The sequence below is a fragment of the Actinoplanes hulinensis genome, from assembly GCF_019429605.1.
Classification (GTDB): Bacteria; Actinomycetota; Actinomycetes; order Mycobacteriales; family Micromonosporaceae; genus Actinoplanes; species Actinoplanes campanulatus.
Genome location: NZ_JAHXZI010000004.1, coordinates 214,978 through 235,562, shown reverse-complemented (window position 1 = coordinate 235,562; position 20,585 = coordinate 214,978). Strand labels below are relative to the sequence as shown.

The window sequence follows — 20,585 nt, the reverse complement described above, 5'->3', positions numbered from 1 at the left end:
CCGGATTAGGCTCGGCCGGATGGAGACGGTCGCGCGCAATCCGATCGACGGCATCTATCCGGCCACCGGCGACTACGTGCACGCCATGGAGGTTCGAGGGGCGCAGCGGATGCTCTTCGTCTCCGGGACGATGGGGCTCGATCCGGGTGGGCGGCCGGGCGCGGATCTCACCGAACAGCTCGAACTCGTCTGGAACAACATCCGCACCATCCTGGCCTCGGCGGGGATGACGGTGGACAACGTCGTCCGCCTGACCAGCTACCTGCGGGACGTGTCCTACGCCGAGGAGAACGCGGCGGCCCGGGTGGCGGCGCTCGGCGGGCGTGCCATTCCCACCACGGCGATCGTCGTACAGACGCTGGAGAGCGATTGGCTCGTCGAGCTGGAGATCATCGCTGTCGCCTGAGCGTCGCGGCGCGGAGCGCCGCGAACTCGCTGATCAGGGCGGGCAACTGGAAGTGCGCGTTCAGGCCGCTCGGGTTCGGCAACACCCACACCGGTACGCCCGCGAGCGCCTCGTCCTGTGGCCCCAACCGTGCCTTCGGGCGGCGGAAGGCGGCACGGTAGGCGGTCACCCCGAGCACCGCGAGACACCGCGGCCGCAGGCGGGCCACCCGTTCCGTGAGCTGGGCGCCGCCCTCGGCGTACTCCTCGGGGGAGAGCTCGTCGGCGCGGGCGGTGGCCCGGGCCACCACATTGGTGATGCCGAGTCCGAGAACGGGCAGCAGGTGCTGTTCGGAGGGCGCCAGCAGGCGGTCGGTGAAGCCGGCGCCGTGCAGCGCCGGCCAGAACCGGTTGCCGGGCCGGGCGAAGTGGTGGCCGGTCGCCGCCGAGTAGAGGCTCGGGTTGATGCCGGAGAACAGCACCAGCAGATCGGGCCCGGCCACGTCGGGGATGGTCCGCCCGGCCGCGGCCGCCACCTCTTCGGCGCTCGGACGGCGGACCGTGGAGGCGGGCTCGGTGGGCGGGAGGGTCACAGGGTGCGAAGGGCGCCGCCGTCGACCGGGACCGCCACGCCGGTCACGTAGCTGGCGGCGGGGGAGAGCAGGAAGGCCGCGACCCGGCCGAACTCGGTGGGCTCGCCGATCCGGCTCAGCGGGATGTTCGCGGCGACCGCCTCGGCCGCGGCCGCCGGGTCGGGGGCGGCCTCGAAGAGCTCGCGGCTGCGGTCGGTCATGAAACGGCCCGGCAGGATGCTCAGCACCCGGACGCCGCGCGGGGCGAACTCGTCGGCCATGTCCTTCGCCACCATCGCCAGGCCGGGGCGGAAGCCGTTGGAGAGGCCCAGCCCGGCCAGCGGCGTCTTCACCGACGTGGACAGGACCAGGCCGATGGCGCCGCCCTCGGGCAGGGCGGCGGCGAATGTGCGGGCCGCGCGCACCGAACCGAGGAACACCGTCTCGAAGGCGGTCGTCCACTGGTCGTCGCTCATGCTGGCCGCGGTGCCCGGAGTGGGTCCGCCGACCGAGATGAGCGCGCCGTCCAGCCGGCCGAACCGCTCCTGCGCGGCGTGCACGAGTTCGCGCGGTGTGCTCGGGTCGGCCAGGTCGGCGGTCACCCCGAGGGCGTGCTCGGGGCCGCCCAGCCGGTCCACCGCCTCGGCGACCCGGTCGGCGTCGCGCGAGGAGATCACCACCCGGGCGCCGTCGCCGACGAGCGCCTGTGCGGTGGCGAACCCCAGCCCGCGCGAGGCGCCGGTGAGGATGAAGACACGATCAGCCAGCCCAAGGTCCATGGGACGATCCTGCCATCCGGCGGCCGAGCGCGGTCGCGGTGGCCGCGTCGGCCGGCAGGAACGTCTCGATGGCCAGCTCGGACAGGGTGACGTCACGCGGGGTGCCGAGCACCGACGTGATGCTGAACAGGTTCAGGTCGCCGAACCGCAGCGGCACCACCAGCCCGTCCGGGCGGGCGTCGGCCTCGCCGCCCGGATAGCCGGCCAGTTCGGCCCGCAGCTCGTGCAGCACCGGGTCGCCGGTGGCCGCGGCCTGCCGGTCCAGCCGGTGCAGGAGGTGGGTGCGCCACTCGGCGAGATTGCCGATCCGGGGCGCCAGGCCGGCCGGATGCAGGGCCAGGCGCAGCACGTTGACCGGCGGCGCCAGCAACTCCGGCGCGCATCCCGTGGTGAAGAGGTCCACCGCCGCGTTGCCGTCGACCATGGTCCAGTGCCGGTCCACCAGTATTGCCGGGTTCGGCCCGTGCCCGGCCAGCACCTCGCGGAGCGCGGACAGCACCTCGGCCAGCGGTGGGCCGTCCAGTGCCGACTCCGGGTAGGCGGGCGCGTACCCTCCGGCCAGCAGCAGCTCGTTGCGGGCGCGCAACGGCACGTCCAGCTCCTCGGCCAGCCGCAGCAGCATCTGCCGGGTGGGCCGGGACCGGCCGGTCTCCACGAACGACAGATGCCGGGTGGACACCCCGGACCGGCCCGACAGATCGAGCTGGCTCAGCCTCCGGGTGTCCCGCCAGCCGCGCAGCAGCCTTCCCACCTCGCCCATGCGGGCAGCCTAGGCAGCGGCCACGCGCGTTCACCATTACCTCCGGGGTAATCGACGGGAATCACGCGGCGGGCTTGCGGACCGCCTCCTCGACCACGTCGAGGACACGGGTCAGTTCGCCGGCCGGGCGGCCGGTGGCCAGGTGCAACACCAGGCCGTCGTAGGCGAGCTCCAGGAACTGGGTGAGAACCTCGACCGGTACGTCCTCGCGCAGCACCCCGGCCTCGCGCTGCCGCTGGAGCCGCTCGCGGGTGGCGTCGGCGATCGCGGCGGACCGCTGGGCCCAGCGCTTGGCGAAGGCCGGGTCGGTACGCAGACGGTGTGACACCTCGAGCTGGGTGCCGAGCCAGCCGGCCGTGTCGCCCTCGCTGTTGCCGGCCCGGTCGAGCAGGTCGCGCATCACCTGGACCAGGCCGTTGCGGGCTACGGTCTCCACCATGGTGGCGGCGTCGTCCTCGGCCACAGCGAGGAACAGATGCTCCTTGTCCCGGAAATGGTGAAAAATCGCGCCGCGCGACATGCCGGTGGCCTCTTCGAGGCGGCGGACGGTGGCGCCCCCGTAGCCGAACCGCGCGAAACAGGCGCGGGCCGCACTGAGGATCTCGTGGCGGCGCGCATAGAGCTGGTCCTGACTCACCCTGGGCACGTCGTTGATCGTGTCATGTGGCCGGACCGTCTTGCAATCCGTACGTACGGCTTACTACAAATGGCCGTCCCACGATCGGATGATGCGAATTTCCTCATCGGCTCCGTGTTTTGTTAACAGTCCTGGACTGGGCGGTCCGGCAGGCGCTCACGTAAAGTGCCCGCGTGCCCCTAGTCTTCCTCGCCCTGGACGACACCCTGCTCGACCGCAGCGGTGCGTTCCGGCTGTGGTCTAAGGGCTTCCTCGACGAGATCGCCGCCCCTCAGGACGACCTGGAGTGGCTGGTGTCGGTCGACGCCGATGGCCTGACCTCACGCTGGGACCTGGCGGACCTCATCCGGGAACGCTACCGGCTGCGGGTGCCGGTGATCGACCTGGTCGACGAACTGAACACCGGGCCGCTCACCTTCGAACGGCTGGACCCGATGGTCGGCTGCGCGCTGGAGATCGCGGGCGACGCGGGGCTGGTGCCGGTGGTGGTCACCAACGGGCAGACCGAACAGCAGGAGGCGCGGATCCGGCGTACCGGGGTGGACCGTTATGTCGCCGACTGGGTGATCTCCGAGGAGTGCGGGGTGAGCAAGCCGAACCCGCGGATCTTCGCCCTGGCCGCGCAGCGGGTGCGGATGCGGCTGGCCGGGGCCTGGGTGCTCGGGGACAGCCCGGAGGCCGACATCGGCGGCGCCGCGGCGCTCGGGCTGCCCAGCGTGTGGCTGCACCGCGGGCGGGACTGGGTGGACAACCGGTTCGCGCCGACCCGGGTGGTGGGCAACGTGATCCAGGGAATCTCGGCGATCATGGCCGCCAGATAAATAGGTTGCGCCCCGGTCCGGCGGTCGGACAGAGTGGGCGCGCGTGTTTCCCGACGAGAAAGAAGGGGGTGGACCTCGTGGCTGTCTTTGTCATGCCTGCGTCCCCGTTTTCCCTGATGACTTCTTTCTCTGAGGAGACCCTCCAGTGCGCGAGCACGAGACGACCATGCGCCGTGGGCGCCCCAAGTTCGACGACGACGAACCGACTTTCGTAAAGCGCGGCCGGCTCGAGCCGGCCCTGCAGGAGGACCCTGATCTGCCCGAGGAGGGCGACCGCTGGTCCACCTGGGACGGCGCTCTGCACGGTCCCGATCCCCGGCCCGACTGGGTCCGTACCGAGTACGGCGCCGTCGACACCGAGTTGGGGATGCTGAAGACCGGCAAGGAGGCCGACGTCTTCCTGGTCCGGCGCGCCATCCCGGGCACCGGCCAGATCAGCATGCTGGCCGCCAAGCGGTACCGAGACGGTGACCACCGGATGTTCCACCGGGACGCCGGCTATCTCGAGGGCCGCCGGGTCCGCCGCTCCCGGGAGATGCGGGCCATGACCAACCGGACCGCCTTCGGCAAGGAGATGATCTCCGGGCAGTGGGCGGCCGCCGAGTTCGGCGCGCTCAGCCGGCTGTGGCAGGTCGGCCAGGAGAGCGGGCTGATCTGTGTGCCCTACCCGGTGCAGCTGATCGGCACCGAGCTGATGCTGGAGTTCATCGGCGACTGGGAGACCGGTGAGGCGGCGCCACGGCTCGCCCAGGTGCGCGCCGACGCCGACGGGCTGGCCGACCTGTGGCGGCAGATGACCGACGCGCTCTCGGTGCTGGCCCGGGCACAGGTGGCACACGGGGACCTGTCGCCGTACAACACACTCGTCCACGACGGGCGGCTGGTGCTCATCGACCTGCCGCAGATCGTGGACGTGATCGCGAATCCGCGCGGCGGCGAGTTCATCGCGCGGGACGTGCGCAACGTGGCCGGCTGGTTCCGGTCACGGGGGCTGGAGGTCGACGAGGAGGCGCTGGTCGAGCGCCTGCACTACGAGGCGGGACTGCGCTGAGCGCGGTCCAGTGCCGGCCACTGCCCGGCCCGCGGCCGCCGCGTCCACGGCGGCCGCGACCGGCGCCGGCTCACTGCACGTAGTTCTCCACCTCGTCGACGCTGTGGGCCTGCTCGTCGTCGGGGTCGTTGCCGGCCGAGCGGGCCGCACGGCGCCGGCGCAGCAGGTCCCAGCACTGGTCCAGCGACTCCTCCAGCTCCCGGAGGCGGGTGTGCTCCTCGTCCGAGGAGATCTTGCCGTCGCTCAGCTGACGGCGGAGCGTGTGCTCCTCATCGACCAGGTCGCTGATGCGGCTCAGCACAGTCTTGTCATCCATTCCCGGAGCCTAAGCATCCGGGCCGTGCCGGTGGGCGCTCACCGCACCGGTTTCATGCCGACATTAGGATCATGTGGTGACGCTTGAGGCTCAGCGGGAGCACATCCTCTCCGGGCGGATGTACAACGACCTGACCCCGGAACTGATCGGCGCCCGGGAACGAGCCGTGCTGCTGACCAGCGAATACAACGACAGCTTCGGCCGGCCGCAGGCGGAGCGCGAGGCCGTCCTGCGGCGGCTGCTGCGGTCGGTCGGGCGGGAGTGCCACTTCGAGCCGACGTTCCGGTGCGAGTTCGGGTTCAACATCAGCGTCGGCGACCACTTCTACGCCAACTTCGACTGCGTGATGCTCGACGGCGGCGGCATCACCATCGGGGACCATGTGCTGTTCGGGCCGCGGGTCGGCATCTACACGTCCAACCACGCGGTCGACGCGGCCGAGCGGGCGGCCGGGGCCTGCTACGCGAAACCGGTCGTCATCGGGAACAACGTCTGGGTCGGCGGCGGCGTCACCATCAACCAGGGCGTGACCATCGGCGACGGGGCGATCATCGGGTCCGGCAGCGTGGTCACGAAGTCCGTTCCGCCCGGGGTGATCGCGGCCGGCGTCCCGGCCCGGGTGCTGCGCGAGATCACCGGCGCCGACAAGACCGGCTATCGTCCCTGACATCGCGGGGAGGACGCTGGTGGAGAAACGGACGGATCCGGTCGAGATCCTGGCCCGGGTGGGTGAGCGGGACGGCCGGGCCCGCGCCTTCGAGGTGTGGTGCTACCGGGCGCAGAAGGCCGGCTGGCAGGTCGTGGTCGAGTCGACAGCGTTCGAGGACGACGGCGACGAGTGCGGCATCGTTCACGTCGAGGGCCTGCGCTACCGGATCAGGCACAGCCCACGGGTCCGCCGCCAGGTGTACTACGTCGACTCCGGCCAGCACCTCATCTCGGTCGCCGTCGCCATGACGGCCGGCGGCGAGGTCGAGGGCCGGGTCACCCCGGCGGTCGAGTTCGACCACGCGGCCTGGGCCGAGCCCATCCTGTGACCATGGCCGCCGCCACGGGATGTCCCTGATCCGCACGGAGCCCGAGGATCTGTTGTTCTACGCGATCGACCTCTGAGCGATCAAGATCAGGATGTCGCATCCGGGGGGTGGGTACAGACCGCTGCTCCCGCCGAGGGCCGGGCGCGGGCGGCCAGTCGCCTGGCGGCTCCTGAACGGCCACCCCCACCCGGCGACGTGCGTGAGTGGTCACTCAAACCCGACAGCACTGAGGGCCAGCCGGGGTTGGGGTGAGGGCGACCCCTTACGCACGTCGCCCGGGGTGGGGAGCGGTTTGGACGCGTCAGCGGCCAGCGAGTCGCGCCGGGCCCTCGGCGGGAGCAGCGGTCTGTACCCACCACTCAGGTGCGACATCGGGGTTGAACTTGGAAAGCGGAACGCCCCGCCCTCCGTGAGTGGAAGGCGGGGCGTCTCGGTGATCGTCAGCCGCGGAGCATCTTGCGGAGGACGTACTGGAGGATGCCGCCGTTGCGGTAGTAGTCCGCCTCGCCGGGAGTGTCGATGCGGACGACGGCGTCGAACTCGATGCCGGTGTCCGTCGTCACCTTGACCGTGCGCGGGGTGGAGCCGTTGTTCAGCTCGGTGACGCCGGCGAACGAGAAGGTCTCGGTGCCGGTGAGGCCGAGCGACGCGGCGTTCTGGCCCTGCGGGAACTGCAGCGGCAGCACGCCCATGCCGATCAGGTTGGAGCGGTGGATGCGCTCGTAGCTCTCGGCGATGACCGCGCGGACGCCGAGGAGCATGGTGCCCTTGGCGGCCCAGTCACGCGACGAGCCCGAGCCGTACTCCTTGCCGGCCAGGATGACCAGCGGGATGCCGGCCTCCTGGTAGGCGACCGAGGCGTCGTAGATGGTGGTCTGCTCGCCGGTCAGGTGGTTGAGCGTGAAGCCACCCTCGACATCCGTCAGCAGCTGGTTGCGCAGCCGGATGTTGGCGAACGTGCCACGGATCATGACCTCGTGGTTGCCGCGGCGCGAGCCGTAGCTGTTGAACTCGGCGCGCGGGACGCCGTTGGCCGCGAGGTACTTGCCGGCCGGCGAGTCGGGCTTGATCGAGCTGGCCGGGGAGATGTGGTCGGTGGTGACCGAGTCGCCCAGCTTGGCCAGGACGCGGGCGCCGGTGATGTCGGTCACCGGGCTCGGGTCGGCCTGCATGCCCTCGAAGTACGGGGGCTTGCGGACGTAGGTGGAGTCACTCGCCCAGGCGAAGGTGTCGCCGGTCGGGGTGGGCAGCGACTGCCACTGCTCGTCACCGGCGAAGACGTCCTGGTACGCCGTGGAGAAGCCCTCGGCGCCGATCGCCTGCGCGATGGTGTCGTCGATCTCCTGGTTGGTCGGCCAGATGTCGTTGAGGTAGACCGGCTTGCCGTCCGAACCCGTGCCGAGCGGCTCGGTGGTGATGTCGATGTCCATCGAGCCGGCCAGGGCGTAGGCGACGACCAGCGGCGGGGACGCCAGGTAGTTCATCTTGACGTCCGGGTTGATCCGGCCCTCGAAGTTCCGGTTGCCGGAGAGGACGCTGACCGCGGTCAGGTCGGCCTCGTTGATGGCGGCCGAGACCTCTTCGGGCAGCGGACCGGAGTTGCCGATGCAGGTGGTGCAGCCGTAGCCGACCAGGTTGAAACCGATCTTGTCCAGGTAGGGGGTCAGCCCGGCCCGGTCGTAGTAGTCGGAGACGACCTTCGAGCCCGGCGCCAGGGTGGTCTTGACCCACGGCTTGCGGGTCAGGCCCTTCTCCACCGCCTTCTTGGCCAGCAGCGCGGCGCCGATCATGACCTGCGGGTTCGAGGTGTTGGTGCAGGACGTGATGGCGGCGATGACGACGGCGCCGTGGTCCAGTTCGTACTCGACGCCGTCCTCGCCCTTGACCAGGGTCGGCTTCGACGGGCGGCCGTCGGCCCCGTTCGCGGCGCTGAAGACATGCGGCTTGTCGGCCGGGTCGTCGACGCCGTTGGCCGGCGAGTCGCTGGCCGGGAAGGACTCGTCGCTGGCCTCGTCGGCGTGGCCCTGGGGCTGTACGTAGTTCTTCAGGGCGTCGCGGAACATCGGCTTGGCCTCGCTGAGCAGGACGCGGTCCTGCGGGCGCTTCGGGCCGGCCAGCGACGGGACGATCGTCGACAGGTCCAGCTCGAGCTTCTCCGAGTAGTCCGGCTCGGCGTTCGGGTCCAGCCACAGGCCCTGGCGCTTCGCGTACGCCTCGACGAGCGCCACCTGCTGCTCGGTGCGGCCGGTCAGCTTCAGGTAGTCGATGGTCTGCTCGTCGATCGGGAAGATCGCGACGGTGGAGCCGTACTCCGGCGACATGTTGCCGATGGTCGCGCGGTTGGCCAGCGGGACGGCGCTCACGCCGGGGCCGTAGAACTCGACGAACTTGCTGACCACACCGTGCTTGCGCAGCATCTCGGTGATGGTGAGCACCAGGTCGGTGGCGGTGGTGCCGGCCGGCGCCTCGCCGGAGAGCTTGAAGCCGACGACCCGCGGGATCAGCATGCTGACCGGCTGGCCGAGCATGGCGGCCTCGGCCTCGATGCCGCCGACGCCCCAGCCCAGCACGCCCAGGCCGTTGACCATGGTGGTGTGCGAGTCGGTGCCGACCACGGTGTCCGGGTAGGCCTGGCCGTTGCGCTCCATGATGGTGCGGGCCAGGTACTCGATGTTGACCTGGTGCACGATGCCGGTGCCCGGCGGGACGACCTTGAACTCGTTGAACGCGGTCTGGCCCCAGCGCAGGAACTGGTAGCGCTCCTTGTTGCGCTGGTACTCCAGGTCCACGTTGCGCTGGAAGGCGTCCGCACGGCCGAACAGGTCGGCGATGACCGAGTGGTCGATGACCATCTCGGCGGGCGAGAGCGGGTTGACCTTGGTGGGGTCGCCGCCCAGCTCCTTGACGGCCTCACGCATGGTGGCCAGGTCGACCACGCAGGGGACGCCGGTGAAGTCCTGCATCAGCACCCGTGCCGGGGTGAACTGAATCTCGACGTTGGGTTGGGCGTCCTTGTCCCAGCTGCCGAGCGCGGTGATGTGGTCGGCGGTGATGTTCGCGCCGTCCTCAGTACGCAGCAGGTTCTCCAGGAGGATCTTCAAGGAGTAGGGCAGGCGATCGTGCCCCTTGACCTTGTCGATCGTGAAAATCTCGTAGCTCGCGTCTCCGACGCGCAGCTCGCTCTTCGCACCAAAGGTGTCGAGGCTGGCCACCGTCATCTCCTTCACACCCAGCGACTGGAAGTCAAGTCTTTCGCACCGAAAGGGCGACCTTCGGGTTAGGTTTGCCTAACTCTCGGTTGTGCGTCTTCGGTAAACCGTACGTCCGTCTTGTAAGCCCGTGCAAGGCGGGTCCCACGGGCCGAGTCTTCCAGCCCTTCATCGGGACGCCCGGAAAATGTCGTATCCCGCTGCGATGATGTGCCGGTGACCAGAGGCGATCCGCGATGGCTGATCGTGCACTACCGGCGCGACGACGATGACTACGCGGACTGGGTGCTGCACGCCTGGGGCGACCTCGAGCCCGGCGCGGGTCCGGCCTATCCCGATGGCGTCCCGTTCGCGGGGGAGGACGAGTGGGGCCGCTTCGCCTGGGTGCCGCTGGCCCGCGACGCGCAGAAGGCCGGCTTCCTGGTGCTGAACCGCCGGGGCGCCAAGGACGTCGAGGCCGACCGCTGGGTCGCGATCCGCGAGGCGAGCGAGATCTGGGTGACCGCCGGTGACCGGGCGGTCTCCACCGTCGCCCCGGAGACCACACCACCCGGCCCTGCCACCGTGGTGATCCACTACCGGCGGCCCGCCGGTGACTACGCCGGGTGGGGTCTGCACTGCTGGGAGGGCGTCCTCGTCAAGGACCGCACCCGCTGGGGCACGCCGCTGGCGCCCACCCGCTTCGACGCGTTCGGCGCGGTCTTCGAGGTTCCGGTCCGGCCCGGCGCGGTGGGCCTGCGCTATGTGCTGCACCGCGGCGAGGAGAAGGATCTGCCCGACGACCAGCGGCTCGACCTCACCGTCTGCCGGGAGGTGTGGCTGACCGCCGGGGTGCGGGCGCCGGTCCGCCCCGACCTCGGGACCCTCGGGCCGGAGCTGGACCCGGCCCGGGCGCACGCCGTCCTCATCGACCGGACCACGGTGGCGCTGCCCGACTGGTTCGCCGCCCGCGCGGCCACGTTCACGCTCGGCGGGCTTTCCCTCGCGCCCCGGCCGGGCGGCCTCTTCCAGGCGCAGAGCCGACGGTTCCCGCACCTCCGGGCGTACCGCGCCTTCGCCGTCCCGGAGACCGACCTGGACCCGCTTCTGCGGGACCGTCTGCTCGTCGAGGGCCGGGACACCTCGGGCGAGGTGGTCGCGGTCACCGCGGTGCAGCTCGCCGGAGTGCTCGACGACCTCTACGAGGCCGCCACCGGGGCCGAGCTGGGCCCGGTGACCGAGGACCACGACCGGCCCCGGATCTCGGTGTGGGCGCCGACCGCCCGCACGGTGGAGCTGGAGCTCTTCAAGGACCCCGCCGACGAGCCACGGGTCCTGCCGATGGAGCGCGACGACACGACCGGCGTCTGGTCGATCACCGGCCGGCGCAAGTGGCTCGGCCGGTGGTACAGATTCCGGGTCCAGGTGTGGCAACCGGCCGCACAGCGGGTGGTGACGACCAGCGTGACGGATCCGTACTCGGTGTCCCTGGCCACCGACTCCACCCACAGCCAACTGATCGACCTGGACGATCCGGCGCTGCGCCCACACGGCTGGGACACCCTGGTCAAACCGCCGCCGGTGGCCCCCGCCCGGATGCAGATCAGCGAGCTGTCGGTGCGCGACTTCTCCATCCTGGACGGCTCGGTGCCGGCCGCCGAGCGCGGCACCTACCTGGCCTTCACCCATCCCGGTTCGGCCGGGATGCGCCACCTGCGCTCGCTGGCCGAGGCCGGGCTCACCCACGTGCACCTGCTGCCGGTCAACGACTTCGCCACCGTGCCGGACCGCCGCGCCGACCAGTCGGTGCCCGCCTGCGACCTGGCCACCTTCCCGCCGGATTCGCCGGAGCAGCAGCGGGCCGTCATGGCGGTCGCCGACACCGACGGGTTCAACTGGGGTTACGACCCGTGGCACTGGACGGCGCCGGAGGGCGGTTACGCCACCGACCCGGCCGGGCCGCACCGGATCCTCCAGCTGCGCCAGGCGGTGATGGCCCTCAGCGCGGCCGGTCTGCGGGTGGTCCTCGACGTCGTCTACAACCACACCATGCACGACGGGCTCGGCCGGTTCAGCGTCCTCGACCGGATCGTGCCGGGCTACTACCACCGGCTGCTCGCCGACGGCAGCACCGCCGAGTCCTCCTGCTGCCCCAACACCGCCACCGAGCACGCCATGATGGACCGGCTCGTCGTCGACTCGCTGGTCACCTGGGCACGGCACTACCGGATCGACGGGTTCCGGTTCGACCTGATGGGCCACCACCCGAAGGCGAACATCCTGCGCGTCCAGGAGGCGCTCGGCCCCGGCACGGTGCTCTACGGGGAGGGGTGGAATTTCGGGGAGGTGGCCTATGACGCCCGCTTCGTCCAGGCCACCCAGGTCAACATGGCCGGCACCGGCGTCGCCACGTTCAACGACCGGCTGCGGGACGCGCTGCGCGGCGGTGGCGCGTTCGGCGACGACCCGGGGGTGCCCGGGTTCGCCACCGGGCTCGGTTCGGCCACGCCGCTGTGGCTGCACGACCGGATCAAGGTGGGGCTGTCCGGGGCGCTCACGACGTACCGGTTCGTCAACCACGACGGGGTGGAGCGCAGCGGCGCCCAGATCGACTACAACGGCTCACCGTGCGGCTACGCCCACGCCCCCGGCGAGGCGGTCAACTATGTGGACGCCCACGACAACGAGATCCTGTACGACGCCATGGCGTTCAAACTGCCCCCCGACACGCCCCAGCTGGACCGCGCCCGGATGCAGATCCTCGCCCTCTCCTTCGTGGTGCTGGGCCAGGGCGCCGGGTTCGTGGCGCTCGGCACCGAGCTGCTGCGGTCCAAGTCGCTGGACCGGAACTCCTACAACTCCGGCGACTGGTTCAACCAGATCCGCTGGGATCCGGGCCTGGGCAACGGGTTCGGCGTGGGCCTGCCACCGGAGCCCGACAACGCCGACAAGTGGGACTACGCCCGGCCGCTGCTCGCCGACCCGGGCCTGGTGCCCCGGCCCGACGTGATCGAGCTGACCGCCGAGCGCTACCGGGAGCTGCTCCGCATCCGCCGGTCCTCGCCGGTCTTCGGGCTGCCCACCGCCGAGGAGGTGCAGCGGCGCCTGTCGTTCCCGCTCGGCGGCCCGCAGGAGCCACCCGGCGTGATCGTGATGTGCCTGGACGGCACCGGGCTGGACGCCCGCTGGAGCCGGGTCGTGGTGGTGTTCAACGCCACCACCGAGCCGGCCCGGCCGCGGCTGACCGAGCCGGGGTCGTTGCGCCCGCATCCGGAGCAGATCGCGTCGGCGGATCCGGTGCTGCGCGCCGCCACACCGCACGAGGTGCCGGCCCGGTCGGTCGCGGTCTTCGTCAGTGACACCGTCTGAGCAGGGAGATACATGTCCGTCGAGGAGAACGTGCGGGTCGCCGTGGCGCGTGGCGAGCACGACTGGATCACCCTGGTGGAGGAGTGCGCCGAGGACTTCAGCGGCGAGATCGAACCGGAGAAGATCCGCGCGCTGGCCACCCGGCACTTCGCGGCCCACCTCGAGGCACAGGTGGGCTGGCCGCGGCGGACCGACAGCGACCGGCTCACCGACGCGTTCCGGGCGCTGGACACCGCCGGCATCATCGCCCGGCAGGACTTCTCCTGCTGCCAGAACTGCGGGGTCGCCGAGCTGCGCGACGTCCCGGGCCGGGGTTTCGTCTTCTACCACCAGCAGGACGCCGAGCGGGCGGCCGGCGGCGGCAGCCTGTGGCTCGCCTTCGGCCCGGACGTCGAGACCGGCCGGGAGGTGGTGGCCGCGCTGCGCGCCGAGGGCCTGCACGTGGACTGGGACGAGTCGGCCGGCCAGCGGATCCACGTGCGGCTGCGGTGGGCCCGTCCCCGGTACGGGCGGATGGCCGCCCACCCGTCGGAGCCAGTCGGCCGGGAGATCGGCGTCGAGGTGGTCCGCGGTCGGCACCGTGTCCCCGGGCGGCTCCCGGCGGCCGTGCTCGGCGAGGTCGAGCTGCCGTGGCTGCCCGCCGGGGTCGAGCTCCGGCTCACCGACGGCGAGCGGTCGGTGGCGGTGCACCGGGAGTTCGACCGGCTGATCGGCGACGGCCGTGCGGTGGGCCGGTTCGACGGGCTGCGGCTGCTGGCGGACGGGGAGGGCGAGGAGCCGCCGGCCGAGGCGGGGCTGATCGAGGTGACCTACCAGACCCTGCCCGCCGGGCACGCCGAGCCCGCCGGGCGGCCGATGACGATCGCCGAGGTCACCGGCGTGCTGCGGCGGCTGCCCACGCGGACCGGGTCGTGGCTCAGCGCGGTCGGCCGGTCCGGCGGATGCGTGCAGGTGGTCTGGGAGGAGAGTGGGCTGTGGCTGGAGACGCCCGACGTCGAAGCGGCCGCGTCGGTCGGCAGGCACGCCACCGTCGACGAGGCGGAGCGGATGTTCGGCGTGCTGGCCGATGAGGACCGGGTCGCGGTCCGGGAGCTGCCGGAAGTGATCAGCCGGCCCTGGTGACGAGCCGGAGCACGGTGGACGGGCACGGCTGCGCTAGATTGCGCCGCGTGGGAGTTCTGCGGTTCGAGCGTGTGCTGTGTGTGGTGGTCGTCGCCGGGCTGGCCGGGGGATGCACGTCCTCTCCGGACAGTGAGCCGGTCATTCAGGATCCGCCGCCGTCGGTGGCCGCGTCCGCGCCGGCATGGACCGAGCCCTCGGCCTACAGCTTCGTGCTGACCCGGGGCTGTGACGCCGCCGCGCCGCTGGGCCGCTACCAGGCCACCGTCTCCGGCGGGAAGGTGACCGGCTCGCAGCGGGTCGGCGCGTCCGCCGCGGCGCCGACCGCCTCGGCCGCCGTCGACCTCGGCCCGGCGACCGGGCAGGAGGGCGAGGAGATCGAGGTGCCGACGCTGGGCGAGCTGGTCACCATGGCGGAGACCGCCGAGGAGGACGGGGCCGAGGTGGCCACCGAGTTCGACCTCACCGACGGTCATCCGGCCAAGGTGACCATCAACGTCACCGACACGGCTGCCGGCGCCGAGTGCTGGATCGTCTCCGACTACCGGAAGGGCTGACTCAGCCGGGCAGGCGGGGACCCGCCTCACGCTGCGCCGCGAGCCACTGCTCCACCTCACCGGAGGAGCGCGGCAGGCCCGCCGACAGGTTGCGGCAGCCGTCCGCGGTCACCAGGACGTCGTCCTCGATGCGGATGCCGACGCCGCGCAGCTCCTCGGGCACCAGCTCGTCCTCCGGCTGGAAGTAGAGGCCCGGCTCGACGGTGAGCACGAAGCCCTCCTTCAGCTCGCCCTCCCGGTACGTCTCGTTGCGAGCCGCCGAGCAGTCGTGCACGTCGATGCCGAGCATGTGGCCGAAGCCGTGCAGTGTCCACCGCCGGTAGACCGTGCTGTCGTCGGCCATCGCCTGGTCCACACCGACCGGTAGCAGGCCCAGGTCGTGCAGGCCCTCGGCGAGCACCCGCATGCAGACCTTGTGCACGTCGCGGAAGACCACGCCGGGCCTGATCGCGTCCATGCCGGCCTGCTGGGAGGCGTGGACGATGTCGTACACCTGCCGCTGCAACGGGGTGAAGACGCCGTTGACCGGCACCGTCCGGGTCACGTCGGCGGTGTAGAGGTTGTGGCCCTCCACACCCATGTCCATCAGCAGCAGCTCACCCGGCACCGTCACACCGTTGTTGCGCACCCAGTGCAGGATCGTCGCGTGCGGGCCGGCGCCCACGATCGAGGTGTAGCCGACGTCGTTGCCGTCGTGCCGGGCGCGCAGCCCGAACACGCCCTCCAGCAGCCGCTCCTTGACACCCCGGTCGGCCGGCAGGACGCGGGCCACGTCCTCGAAGCCGCGCACCGTGGCGTCGATGGCGGCCTGCAGCTGGGCGATCTCCCACTCGTCCTTGACCAGCTTCAGCTCGGAGACCACGTGGGCCAGCTCACGGTCGCGGAGCCGGGAACGATCCGGCTCGTACGGCAGGATGGCGCGGTCCACATTCGCGTCCAGCCCGCGCAGCACCCGGGTCCGCCCCGGAGCCGACCCGGCCAGCGCCGGGCCCAGCGAGCCCAGGGCGGCGGTGGGCAGGCCCAGCTCGGTCGACTTCTCGGCCAGCGTGTGCGTGCGCCCGACCCAGAGCTCGCCGTTGCGGTCCCGGAAGAAGCGGTCGGTGTCCTTGGAGTTGCGCTGCCGGGTGTAGAGCACCGCGTCGTGGCCGGAGCCGCTCGGGTGCAGGATGAGCACGCTGTCCGGGTCGTGGTCACCGGTCAGGTAGAAGAAGTCGCTGCCCGGGCGGAAGTGGTAGTCGGTGTCGTTGGCCCGCACCTTCTCGTTGCCGCTCGGGATGATCAGCGTCTCACCGGGGAACGCCTCGGAGAGCGCGGCCCGCCGCTTCGCGTAGTTGGGCACCTCGGGCAGGGGTGTGACGGTGAGCGGATCCTCCCGCCAGCCCTGGCGCATGAAGCTCAGGAACGCCTCGGGGAAGTCCGGGTCGTGCGACTCGGTCTTGGGCTGGGTGCCGCTGTTCTCGGCCGTCATGGGTGCCTCCGTTCTCGGTGCCACCGACGTTACCGCCTGGGCCGCCCAGCCCGGCAGGGCCGGGCGGTGTTCGGTCAGCGGCCGGCCGGTTCCCCGTACGGCGTGAGCGCGTCCCTGGTCAGGCAGGCCAGCCGTGCCCCTGCGGTGCCCGCCTCACCCGGTCCGGTATGGGTGTGTTCGGCGTGCAGCACCAGCGACCACGGCGCCCGTTTCAGGTCGAACATCCAGTCCTGCGCGCTCACCGAGCGGCCCACCCCGTTGCGGTCGGCGGTGAGGTCCAGCCAGACCTCGTTGCGCGGGTTGGCGTAGGCCGGGTCCACCGACGGGCGGCCCGGTCCGGCGGCCGGATCCAGGCGGTGCTGGTAGTGCGGCCCTGCGGCGGCCGGATCCTTGCCGCACGGGCTGGTGTGCACGTGCGCCCCGTAGGCCCGGCCCGGGATCAGTCCGGTGGCGAGAAGTTCCACCCGTACCCCGGCCCCGGTCTTCTCGGCCGTGACCGTGGCCCGCGCGCCTTGCGGGACCAGCTCGGGTTGATAGGTGATCGCGGTGGCGCCCGCGCGCCAGCGTTTGAACGTGCCCTCGAACTCGTGCCTGGGCATGGCGGCGTTCGCGGCGGGCGCGGGGAGCAGGCTCAGCGCGAGCGGCGCCGTGAGAATCAACAGACGACCATTCATCCAGCAATTATCCCAAATTCACCCATATAGGCCTCGTTTCTCGCGGGTACTGGCCCGCCGGTGCCCCGCGACGGATGAGAGGCTGACCGTCATGGGCTACGCGATGGTGATGGGCGAGGCGCTGGTCGACCTGCTCGAAGCCGAACTCGACGGCGAGCGCGTCTACCGCCAGGCGATCGGCGGCGCCCCGCTCAACGTGGCCGTCGGCGTGGCCCGGCTGGGCGGCGAGGCCCGCTACGCCGGCACGCTCGGCGACGACACGCTCGGCGACCGGATCGCCGGATTCCTCCGCGAGACCGGTGTCGGCGACCGAGGGGTCCGCCGGGTGCCCGTGCCCACCACCCTGGCCGTGACCACCTTCGAGGGCGCCGAGCCGACCTTCACCTTCTACGGCGAGCCGCCGTCCTACGCGCTGCTCGCCCCGGCCGACCTGGACCCGGCCGAGGTGGCCGGCGCCGCGGTCCTCTACGCGGGCTCGATCTGCCTGCTGCGCCGCCCGTTCCTGGACGCCGCCCGCGCCGCCTGGGCCGTCCCCGGCCCGCTGCGCGTCTTCGACCCGAACGTGCGGCCCACCCTGCTCCCCGGCGCCGCCGCCGTGACCGCGCTGCGTGACCTCGCCGAGGAGTTCTTCGCCACCGCCGACCTGGTCAAACTGAGCGCCGCCGACGCCGCGACACTCTATGGCGAACCCGATCCGGCGGCCGCCGCCGCGCACATCCGCTCGCTCGGCGCGGCCACCGTCGTGGTGACCGACGGCGCGCGGGGCGCCCACCTCGCCACCGCGGACGGCGCCGTCACGCTCCCCGCGCCGAAGGTCGACGCGGTCGACGCCACCGGCGCCGGCGACTCGGTGATGGCCGCCCTGATCAGCCGCCTGCTCTCCGAGGGCGGGCCCACCACGCCGGGCCACGTCGACTTCGCCCTGTCGGTGGCCGGCCTCGTCTGCGAACGCCGGGGCGGCGCCACGGCCATGCCCACCCCGGCCGACCTGGCGGCCCGCTGGGGCGTCCGCTGAAGATCAGACCCATTCCCGGTACGCCCGGAGCACACCGGCTGGGGATCAGTCGCCGAAGGCGCGGGCGATGAAGCGCTGCCGGTCGAGGACGACCCGTTCCAGGCGGACCTCGGCCACCAGCAGCTCGCCGTCGTGGACGGTCACTTCGAAGAGGAGCTTGCGGCCGTCCACCTTGGTCAGCGTGGCCTGGGCGACGACCCGGCGACCGAGCGGGGTGGGCGCCCGGTGCTCGACCTCCGCCCGGGTGCCGACCGTGGTGATGCCGCCGGGGATCTGGCGGGCGGTCGCCGCGACCGTCGCAGCCTCGGCCAGGGCGAGCACCCGGGGCGTGCCGAGCACCGGCACGTCACCGGAGCCGAGGGACTGTGCGGTGTCGGCGTCGGTGACCAACAACTCGACCCGGGCGCTGAGACCGGGCGCGAACTCCGGAGGCTCCATTGTCAAAGCTTAAGGCTGTCCGGGCCGTTGCCAGAACGTCTCTTCCACGGGTGCTTCCGATCCATCGGTGACCGGACCCGCGACGCCGACCGGGGCGGGCGGGCCGGAGCGGGCCCGGCGGGCGCGCAGGGCGAGCTGGTCGGCGATGGCGTAGGCCTCGGCCAGGGGCCGGTCGTGGGCCGCACCGGCGTGGCCGCCGGCGGTGTCCGCGTACACCGTGGCCAGTCCCAGGCGGCGCTGCACCGGGCCCTGGACGACGCGGACGCTCTGCATCCGGGCGTACGGGATCAGGGCCGTCTCGCGGGTGATCCGCCCGGAGCGGGAGACGAAGACGTCGGCCGCCAGGCCGGCGCCCAGGAAACGCAGCCCGAAGGGATGCAGCAGACGGGCCCGCGGCGGGGGTGGCGAGGTGGCCAGGGCGGCCAGGTCGACCCCGGGCAGCGCCGCGGCGACCAGGGCGCGGGCGGTCGCCAGGTCACCGACCGGCATGAGGCGGTCGGAGCTCTTGTCGTCGCCGGGGTCGGGACCGGACAGGCCGGCGATGTCCATCCGCAGGCGCATCCACCGTTTGGCCCGCCAGAGGAACGGCCAGGTGAGCCGCACCGCCTGCACCCGGTTCGGCGGCACCACCTGGCTGCGCGTCTCGGTGAGGCCGTAGTGCAGCACCAACCGGTCGCCGTTCTCCCGGGCGAGCTGGAAGTCCCAGTCGCGCAGCACCCGCCGGATCGGCTGGAGGAGGACACCGGCCATCGCGGTCACCGTGCTGGCGATGCCGACGAACGTCCACGAGCCCTCCAGCAGGAACTGGGCGGACACCCAGGCCACACCGAGCGGCAGGAGGATCGCCTGCGGGGTGAGCAACTGGCTGATCAGCAGGTCGTGGTTGCGCACCCGGTAGAGCGGCGCGCCACCGGCCGGCTCGTCCGCGGTGGTGGCGGTGTCGTCCACCGGAGCGGCCCGCCCGGACAGCGCCAGCAGCCGCTCCCGCAGGGTGGCCGCGTCCCGCACGGTCAGGTAGGCGAGCGGAGCCTCCGCCTTGTTGCCACCGACCACCTCGAGCCGCAGCTCGGCCAGGCCGCTGATCTGGGCGAGCAGGGGCCGGCGCAGCTCCACGGCCTGGAGCCGGTCGAGCGGGATGGCCCGGTTGCGCCGCCAGACCAGGCCCTCGGTGATCCGCAGCTCCCGGGCGACGACGTGGTACCCGGTGTTCCACCAGCCGACCGCTGAAAAGATCGCCACCCCGACCGCGAGCGCCAGCACGATGAGCGCGAAGTCGGTCGCCCCGACCTGCCCGAGGGTCTGCCAGGAGAGCGCCGCCACGATCACGGCGATGCTCTTGGCGCCTTTCAGCAGCGGGCTGAGCGGGTGCAGGCGCCGGCGCGGCTCGACTTCCGGCGCCGGCGGCCCGGACGTGACGGGATGTCCGGTGTCGCTCACAGGCCCTCGGCCCGGTCCTCGCCGAGGGCGGTGAGCCGGTCCCGGAGACGGGCCGCCTCCTCCGGCGGCAGCCCGGGCACCCGGGCGTCGCTGGCCGCCGCGGCCGTGTGCAGTTGCACCGTGGCCAGGCCGAACGCGCGCTCCAGCGGTCCGGCGGTGACGTCCACGTACTGCATCCGCGCGTACGGCACGATCGACAGGTGGCGGACCACCAGGCCGTGCCGCACCAGCAGGTCGTTGTCGCGCTCGGCGTAACCCCACGCCCGGACCGCGCGGACGGCCACGCCGGCGCGCCAGAGGCCGAGGACCAGGACCGCGCCCATGCCCCACAGCCACGCGGTCTGGCCGCCGATGATCCGGCCGGCGAGCAGGCCGCCGAGCAGCACGACGGTCCAGGTGGCGACGCCGATCAGGTGCACGACGATCAGCCGGCTGGAGAGCGGACGCCAGATCACGGTGTCCGGCCAGGGTTCGAGGGCATCGACGACGGTTCGTGCGGGCGGCTCGCTCACCCTTGAAGCCTAAGAGATGATCGCCTCTCCCGACGAGGTGAAGGGGGTGACCTCACGCAGGAACCCACGGGCCTCCAGGAAGGAGCCGAGCGAGGCCCGGTGCTCGTCGCAGGCTAGCCAGGTCTTCCGCCGCTCCGGCGTGTGGATCTTCGGGTTGTTCCACCGCAGCTGCCAGACCGCGGGCGCGCGGCAGCCCTTGGCGGAACACTGGGGGTTGATCTCCTCGACCATGCCGTAGACATTACGGAACGGGAGTTTTAGCGCCGGGCGGCCACGGGGGAAGCCGCCCGGCGACGAGCCAAATGCTACACGCATCCCATGGTCGCGTATCCACCCGGTGACCGTGCCCGATCCGGCGGATCGCGCAGAAAGATCAACACAATCGGCCCATGGCGCCGTGGGCTGCGCGGATCACAGGGTTCCGGGATGATGACGGCCGGATGACGACGGG

General features: G+C 71.9%; 20 protein-coding genes and 1 pseudogene. 9 read left to right on the top strand and 12 right to left on the bottom strand.

Translation table 11 applies throughout. The features are described from left to right. Window positions 1–19: 19 nt before the first annotated feature. The gene (locus tag KZ829_RS09520; RefSeq protein ID WP_220143473.1) at window positions 20–406 is read left to right on the top strand and encodes a RidA family protein; all 387 of its coding nucleotides are present in this window, start codon (window positions 20–22) and stop codon (window positions 404–406) included. On the opposite strand, the gene mug is transcribed toward KZ829_RS09520, so the two are convergent. The 4 genes from mug to KZ829_RS09500 form a co-directional block, all read right to left on the bottom strand. Next, window positions 390–977, bottom strand: a complete 588-nt coding sequence (mug, locus tag KZ829_RS09515) for a G/U mismatch-specific DNA glycosylase (protein WP_308285410.1) — start codon at window positions 975–977, stop codon at window positions 390–392. The genes KZ829_RS09520 and mug overlap by 17 nt on opposite strands. Next, on the bottom strand, window positions 974–1,735 hold the full coding sequence (locus tag KZ829_RS09510) for an SDR family oxidoreductase (RefSeq protein WP_220143472.1): 762 nt from the start codon (window positions 1,733–1,735) through the stop codon (window positions 974–976). Before KZ829_RS09510 ends, mug begins: the two co-directional genes overlap by 4 nt. Continuing rightward, the gene (locus KZ829_RS09505; RefSeq protein WP_220143471.1) at window positions 1,716–2,495 is read right to left on the bottom strand and encodes a helix-turn-helix domain-containing protein; all 780 of its coding nucleotides are present in this window, start codon (window positions 2,493–2,495) and stop codon (window positions 1,716–1,718) included. Before KZ829_RS09505 ends, KZ829_RS09510 begins: the two co-directional genes overlap by 20 nt. Before the next feature lie 61 nt (window positions 2,496–2,556). Further along, window positions 2,557–3,141, bottom strand: coding sequence for a TetR/AcrR family transcriptional regulator (locus tag KZ829_RS09500; RefSeq protein WP_204296370.1), 585 nt, complete (start codon window positions 3,139–3,141; stop codon window positions 2,557–2,559). 164 nt (window positions 3,142–3,305) lie between these two features. Here KZ829_RS09500 and KZ829_RS09495 point away from each other — a divergent pair, with 164 nt between their 5' ends. Together KZ829_RS09495 and KZ829_RS09490 are read left to right on the top strand one after the other, a co-directional pair. Continuing rightward, window positions 3,306–3,953 carry an HAD family hydrolase gene (locus KZ829_RS09495; RefSeq protein ID WP_183217630.1) on the top strand — a complete coding sequence of 216 codons (648 nt, stop codon included), beginning with the start codon at window positions 3,306–3,308 and terminating at the stop codon, window positions 3,951–3,953. Window positions 3,954–4,098: 145 nt separating this feature from the next. Then, window positions 4,099–5,004 carry a serine protein kinase RIO gene (locus KZ829_RS09490; protein ID WP_372453846.1) on the top strand — a complete coding sequence of 302 codons (906 nt, stop codon included), beginning with the start codon at window positions 4,099–4,101 and terminating at the stop codon, window positions 5,002–5,004. Window positions 5,005–5,074: 70 nt separating this feature from the next. Here the strand turns inward: KZ829_RS09490 and KZ829_RS09485 are convergent, their stop codons facing one another. Further along, complete coding sequence (locus KZ829_RS09485; protein ID WP_220143470.1) at window positions 5,075–5,320, bottom strand: DUF2630 family protein; 246 nt, start codon at window positions 5,318–5,320, stop codon at window positions 5,075–5,077. A gap of 76 nt (window positions 5,321–5,396) precedes the next feature. On the opposite strand from KZ829_RS09485, the gene KZ829_RS44445 reads away from it, so the two are divergent. Then, window positions 5,397–5,987 (top strand): sugar O-acetyltransferase, encoded by a 591-nt coding sequence (locus KZ829_RS44445; protein ID WP_308285409.1) that lies wholly within the window; start codon window positions 5,397–5,399, stop codon window positions 5,985–5,987. 19 nt (window positions 5,988–6,006) lie between these two features. Further along, complete coding sequence (locus tag KZ829_RS09475) at window positions 6,007–6,357, top strand: hypothetical protein (RefSeq protein WP_220143469.1); 351 nt, start codon at window positions 6,007–6,009, stop codon at window positions 6,355–6,357. A 440-nt stretch (window positions 6,358–6,797) separates the two neighbouring features. On the opposite strand, the gene acnA is transcribed toward KZ829_RS09475, so the two are convergent. Then, window positions 6,798–9,584 carry an aconitate hydratase AcnA gene (gene acnA, locus KZ829_RS09470; protein WP_308285408.1) on the bottom strand — a complete coding sequence of 929 codons (2,787 nt, stop codon included), beginning with the start codon at window positions 9,582–9,584 and terminating at the stop codon, window positions 6,798–6,800. A 198-nt stretch (window positions 9,585–9,782) separates the two neighbouring features. Here acnA and pulA point away from each other — a divergent pair. The 3 genes and pseudogenes from pulA to KZ829_RS09455 all read left to right on the top strand — a co-directional run. Further along, window positions 9,783–12,914 (top strand): annotated as a pseudogene (gene pulA, locus KZ829_RS09465) (pullulanase-type alpha-1,6-glucosidase); the annotation flags it as partial. A gap of 12 nt (window positions 12,915–12,926) precedes the next feature. Next, entirely contained in the window at window positions 12,927–14,036 is a 1,110-nt protein-coding gene (locus KZ829_RS09460; RefSeq protein ID WP_220143466.1) for a DUF6891 domain-containing protein, read from the top strand. 47 nt (window positions 14,037–14,083) lie between these two features. Further along, window positions 14,084–14,590, top strand: a complete 507-nt coding sequence (locus KZ829_RS09455) for a hypothetical protein (protein WP_308285406.1) — start codon at window positions 14,084–14,086, stop codon at window positions 14,588–14,590. 1 nt (window position 14,591) lies between these two features. Here KZ829_RS09455 and KZ829_RS09450 read toward each other — a convergent pair whose 3' ends face one another. Further along, complete coding sequence (locus KZ829_RS09450; protein ID WP_220143465.1) at window positions 14,592–16,058, bottom strand: aminopeptidase P family protein; 1,467 nt, start codon at window positions 16,056–16,058, stop codon at window positions 14,592–14,594. 74 nt (window positions 16,059–16,132) lie between these two features. After that, window positions 16,133–16,732 (bottom strand): superoxide dismutase family protein, encoded by a 600-nt coding sequence (locus KZ829_RS09445; protein ID WP_246635327.1) that lies wholly within the window; start codon window positions 16,730–16,732, stop codon window positions 16,133–16,135. A gap of 91 nt (window positions 16,733–16,823) precedes the next feature. Here KZ829_RS09445 and KZ829_RS09440 point away from each other — a divergent pair, with 91 nt between their 5' ends. Beyond that, entirely contained in the window at window positions 16,824–17,747 is a 924-nt protein-coding gene (locus KZ829_RS09440; protein ID WP_220143464.1) for a carbohydrate kinase family protein, read from the top strand. Between the two features lie 45 nt (window positions 17,748–17,792). On the opposite strand, the gene KZ829_RS09435 is transcribed toward KZ829_RS09440, so the two are convergent. Genes KZ829_RS09435 through KZ829_RS09420 form a run of 4 tightly spaced genes read right to left on the bottom strand, consistent with a single transcriptional unit; the run spans window position 17,793 to window position 20,365 of the window. Further along, complete coding sequence (locus tag KZ829_RS09435; RefSeq protein ID WP_229794481.1) at window positions 17,793–18,191, bottom strand: thioesterase family protein; 399 nt, start codon at window positions 18,189–18,191, stop codon at window positions 17,793–17,795. Window positions 18,192–18,194: 3 nt separating this feature from the next. Then, the gene (locus KZ829_RS09430; RefSeq protein ID WP_220143463.1) at window positions 18,195–19,622 is read right to left on the bottom strand and encodes a PH domain-containing protein; all 1,428 of its coding nucleotides are present in this window, start codon (window positions 19,620–19,622) and stop codon (window positions 18,195–18,197) included. Continuing rightward, on the bottom strand, window positions 19,619–20,134 hold the full coding sequence (locus tag KZ829_RS09425; RefSeq protein WP_220143462.1) for a PH domain-containing protein: 516 nt from the start codon (window positions 20,132–20,134) through the stop codon (window positions 19,619–19,621). Before KZ829_RS09425 ends, KZ829_RS09430 begins: the two co-directional genes overlap by 4 nt. Window positions 20,135–20,143: 9 nt before the next feature. Beyond that, window positions 20,144–20,365: a hypothetical protein gene (locus KZ829_RS09420; protein ID WP_183217656.1), complete on the bottom strand. Its 222-nt coding sequence runs from the start codon at window positions 20,363–20,365 to the stop codon at window positions 20,144–20,146. Window positions 20,366–20,585 lie beyond the last annotated feature (220 nt).

What these genes read in the sequence shown, in the direction of transcription:
- KZ829_RS09505 (WP_220143471.1), bottom strand. Translation starts at nt 2,495, where the DNA reads ATGGGCGAGGTGGGAAGGCTGCTGCGCGGCTGGCGGGACACCCGGAGG.
- KZ829_RS09450 (WP_220143465.1), bottom strand. Translation starts at nt 16,058, where the DNA reads ATGACGGCCGAGAACAGCGGCACCCAGCCCAAGACCGAGTCGCACGAC.
- KZ829_RS09420 (WP_183217656.1), bottom strand. Translation starts at nt 20,365, where the DNA reads ATGGTCGAGGAGATCAACCCCCAGTGTTCCGCCAAGGGCTGCCGCGCG.
- KZ829_RS09460 (WP_220143466.1), top strand. Translation starts at nt 12,927, where the DNA reads ATGTCCGTCGAGGAGAACGTGCGGGTCGCCGTGGCGCGTGGCGAGCAC.
- KZ829_RS09520 (WP_220143473.1), top strand. Translation starts at nt 20, where the DNA reads ATGGAGACGGTCGCGCGCAATCCGATCGACGGCATCTATCCGGCCACC.
- KZ829_RS09445 (WP_246635327.1), bottom strand. Translation starts at nt 16,732, where the DNA reads ATGAATGGTCGTCTGTTGATTCTCACGGCGCCGCTCGCGCTGAGCCTG.
- KZ829_RS09485 (WP_220143470.1), bottom strand. Translation starts at nt 5,320, where the DNA reads ATGGATGACAAGACTGTGCTGAGCCGCATCAGCGACCTGGTCGATGAG.
- KZ829_RS09510 (WP_220143472.1), bottom strand. Translation starts at nt 1,735, where the DNA reads ATGGACCTTGGGCTGGCTGATCGTGTCTTCATCCTCACCGGCGCCTCG.
- KZ829_RS09440 (WP_220143464.1), top strand. Translation starts at nt 16,824, where the DNA reads ATGGGCTACGCGATGGTGATGGGCGAGGCGCTGGTCGACCTGCTCGAA.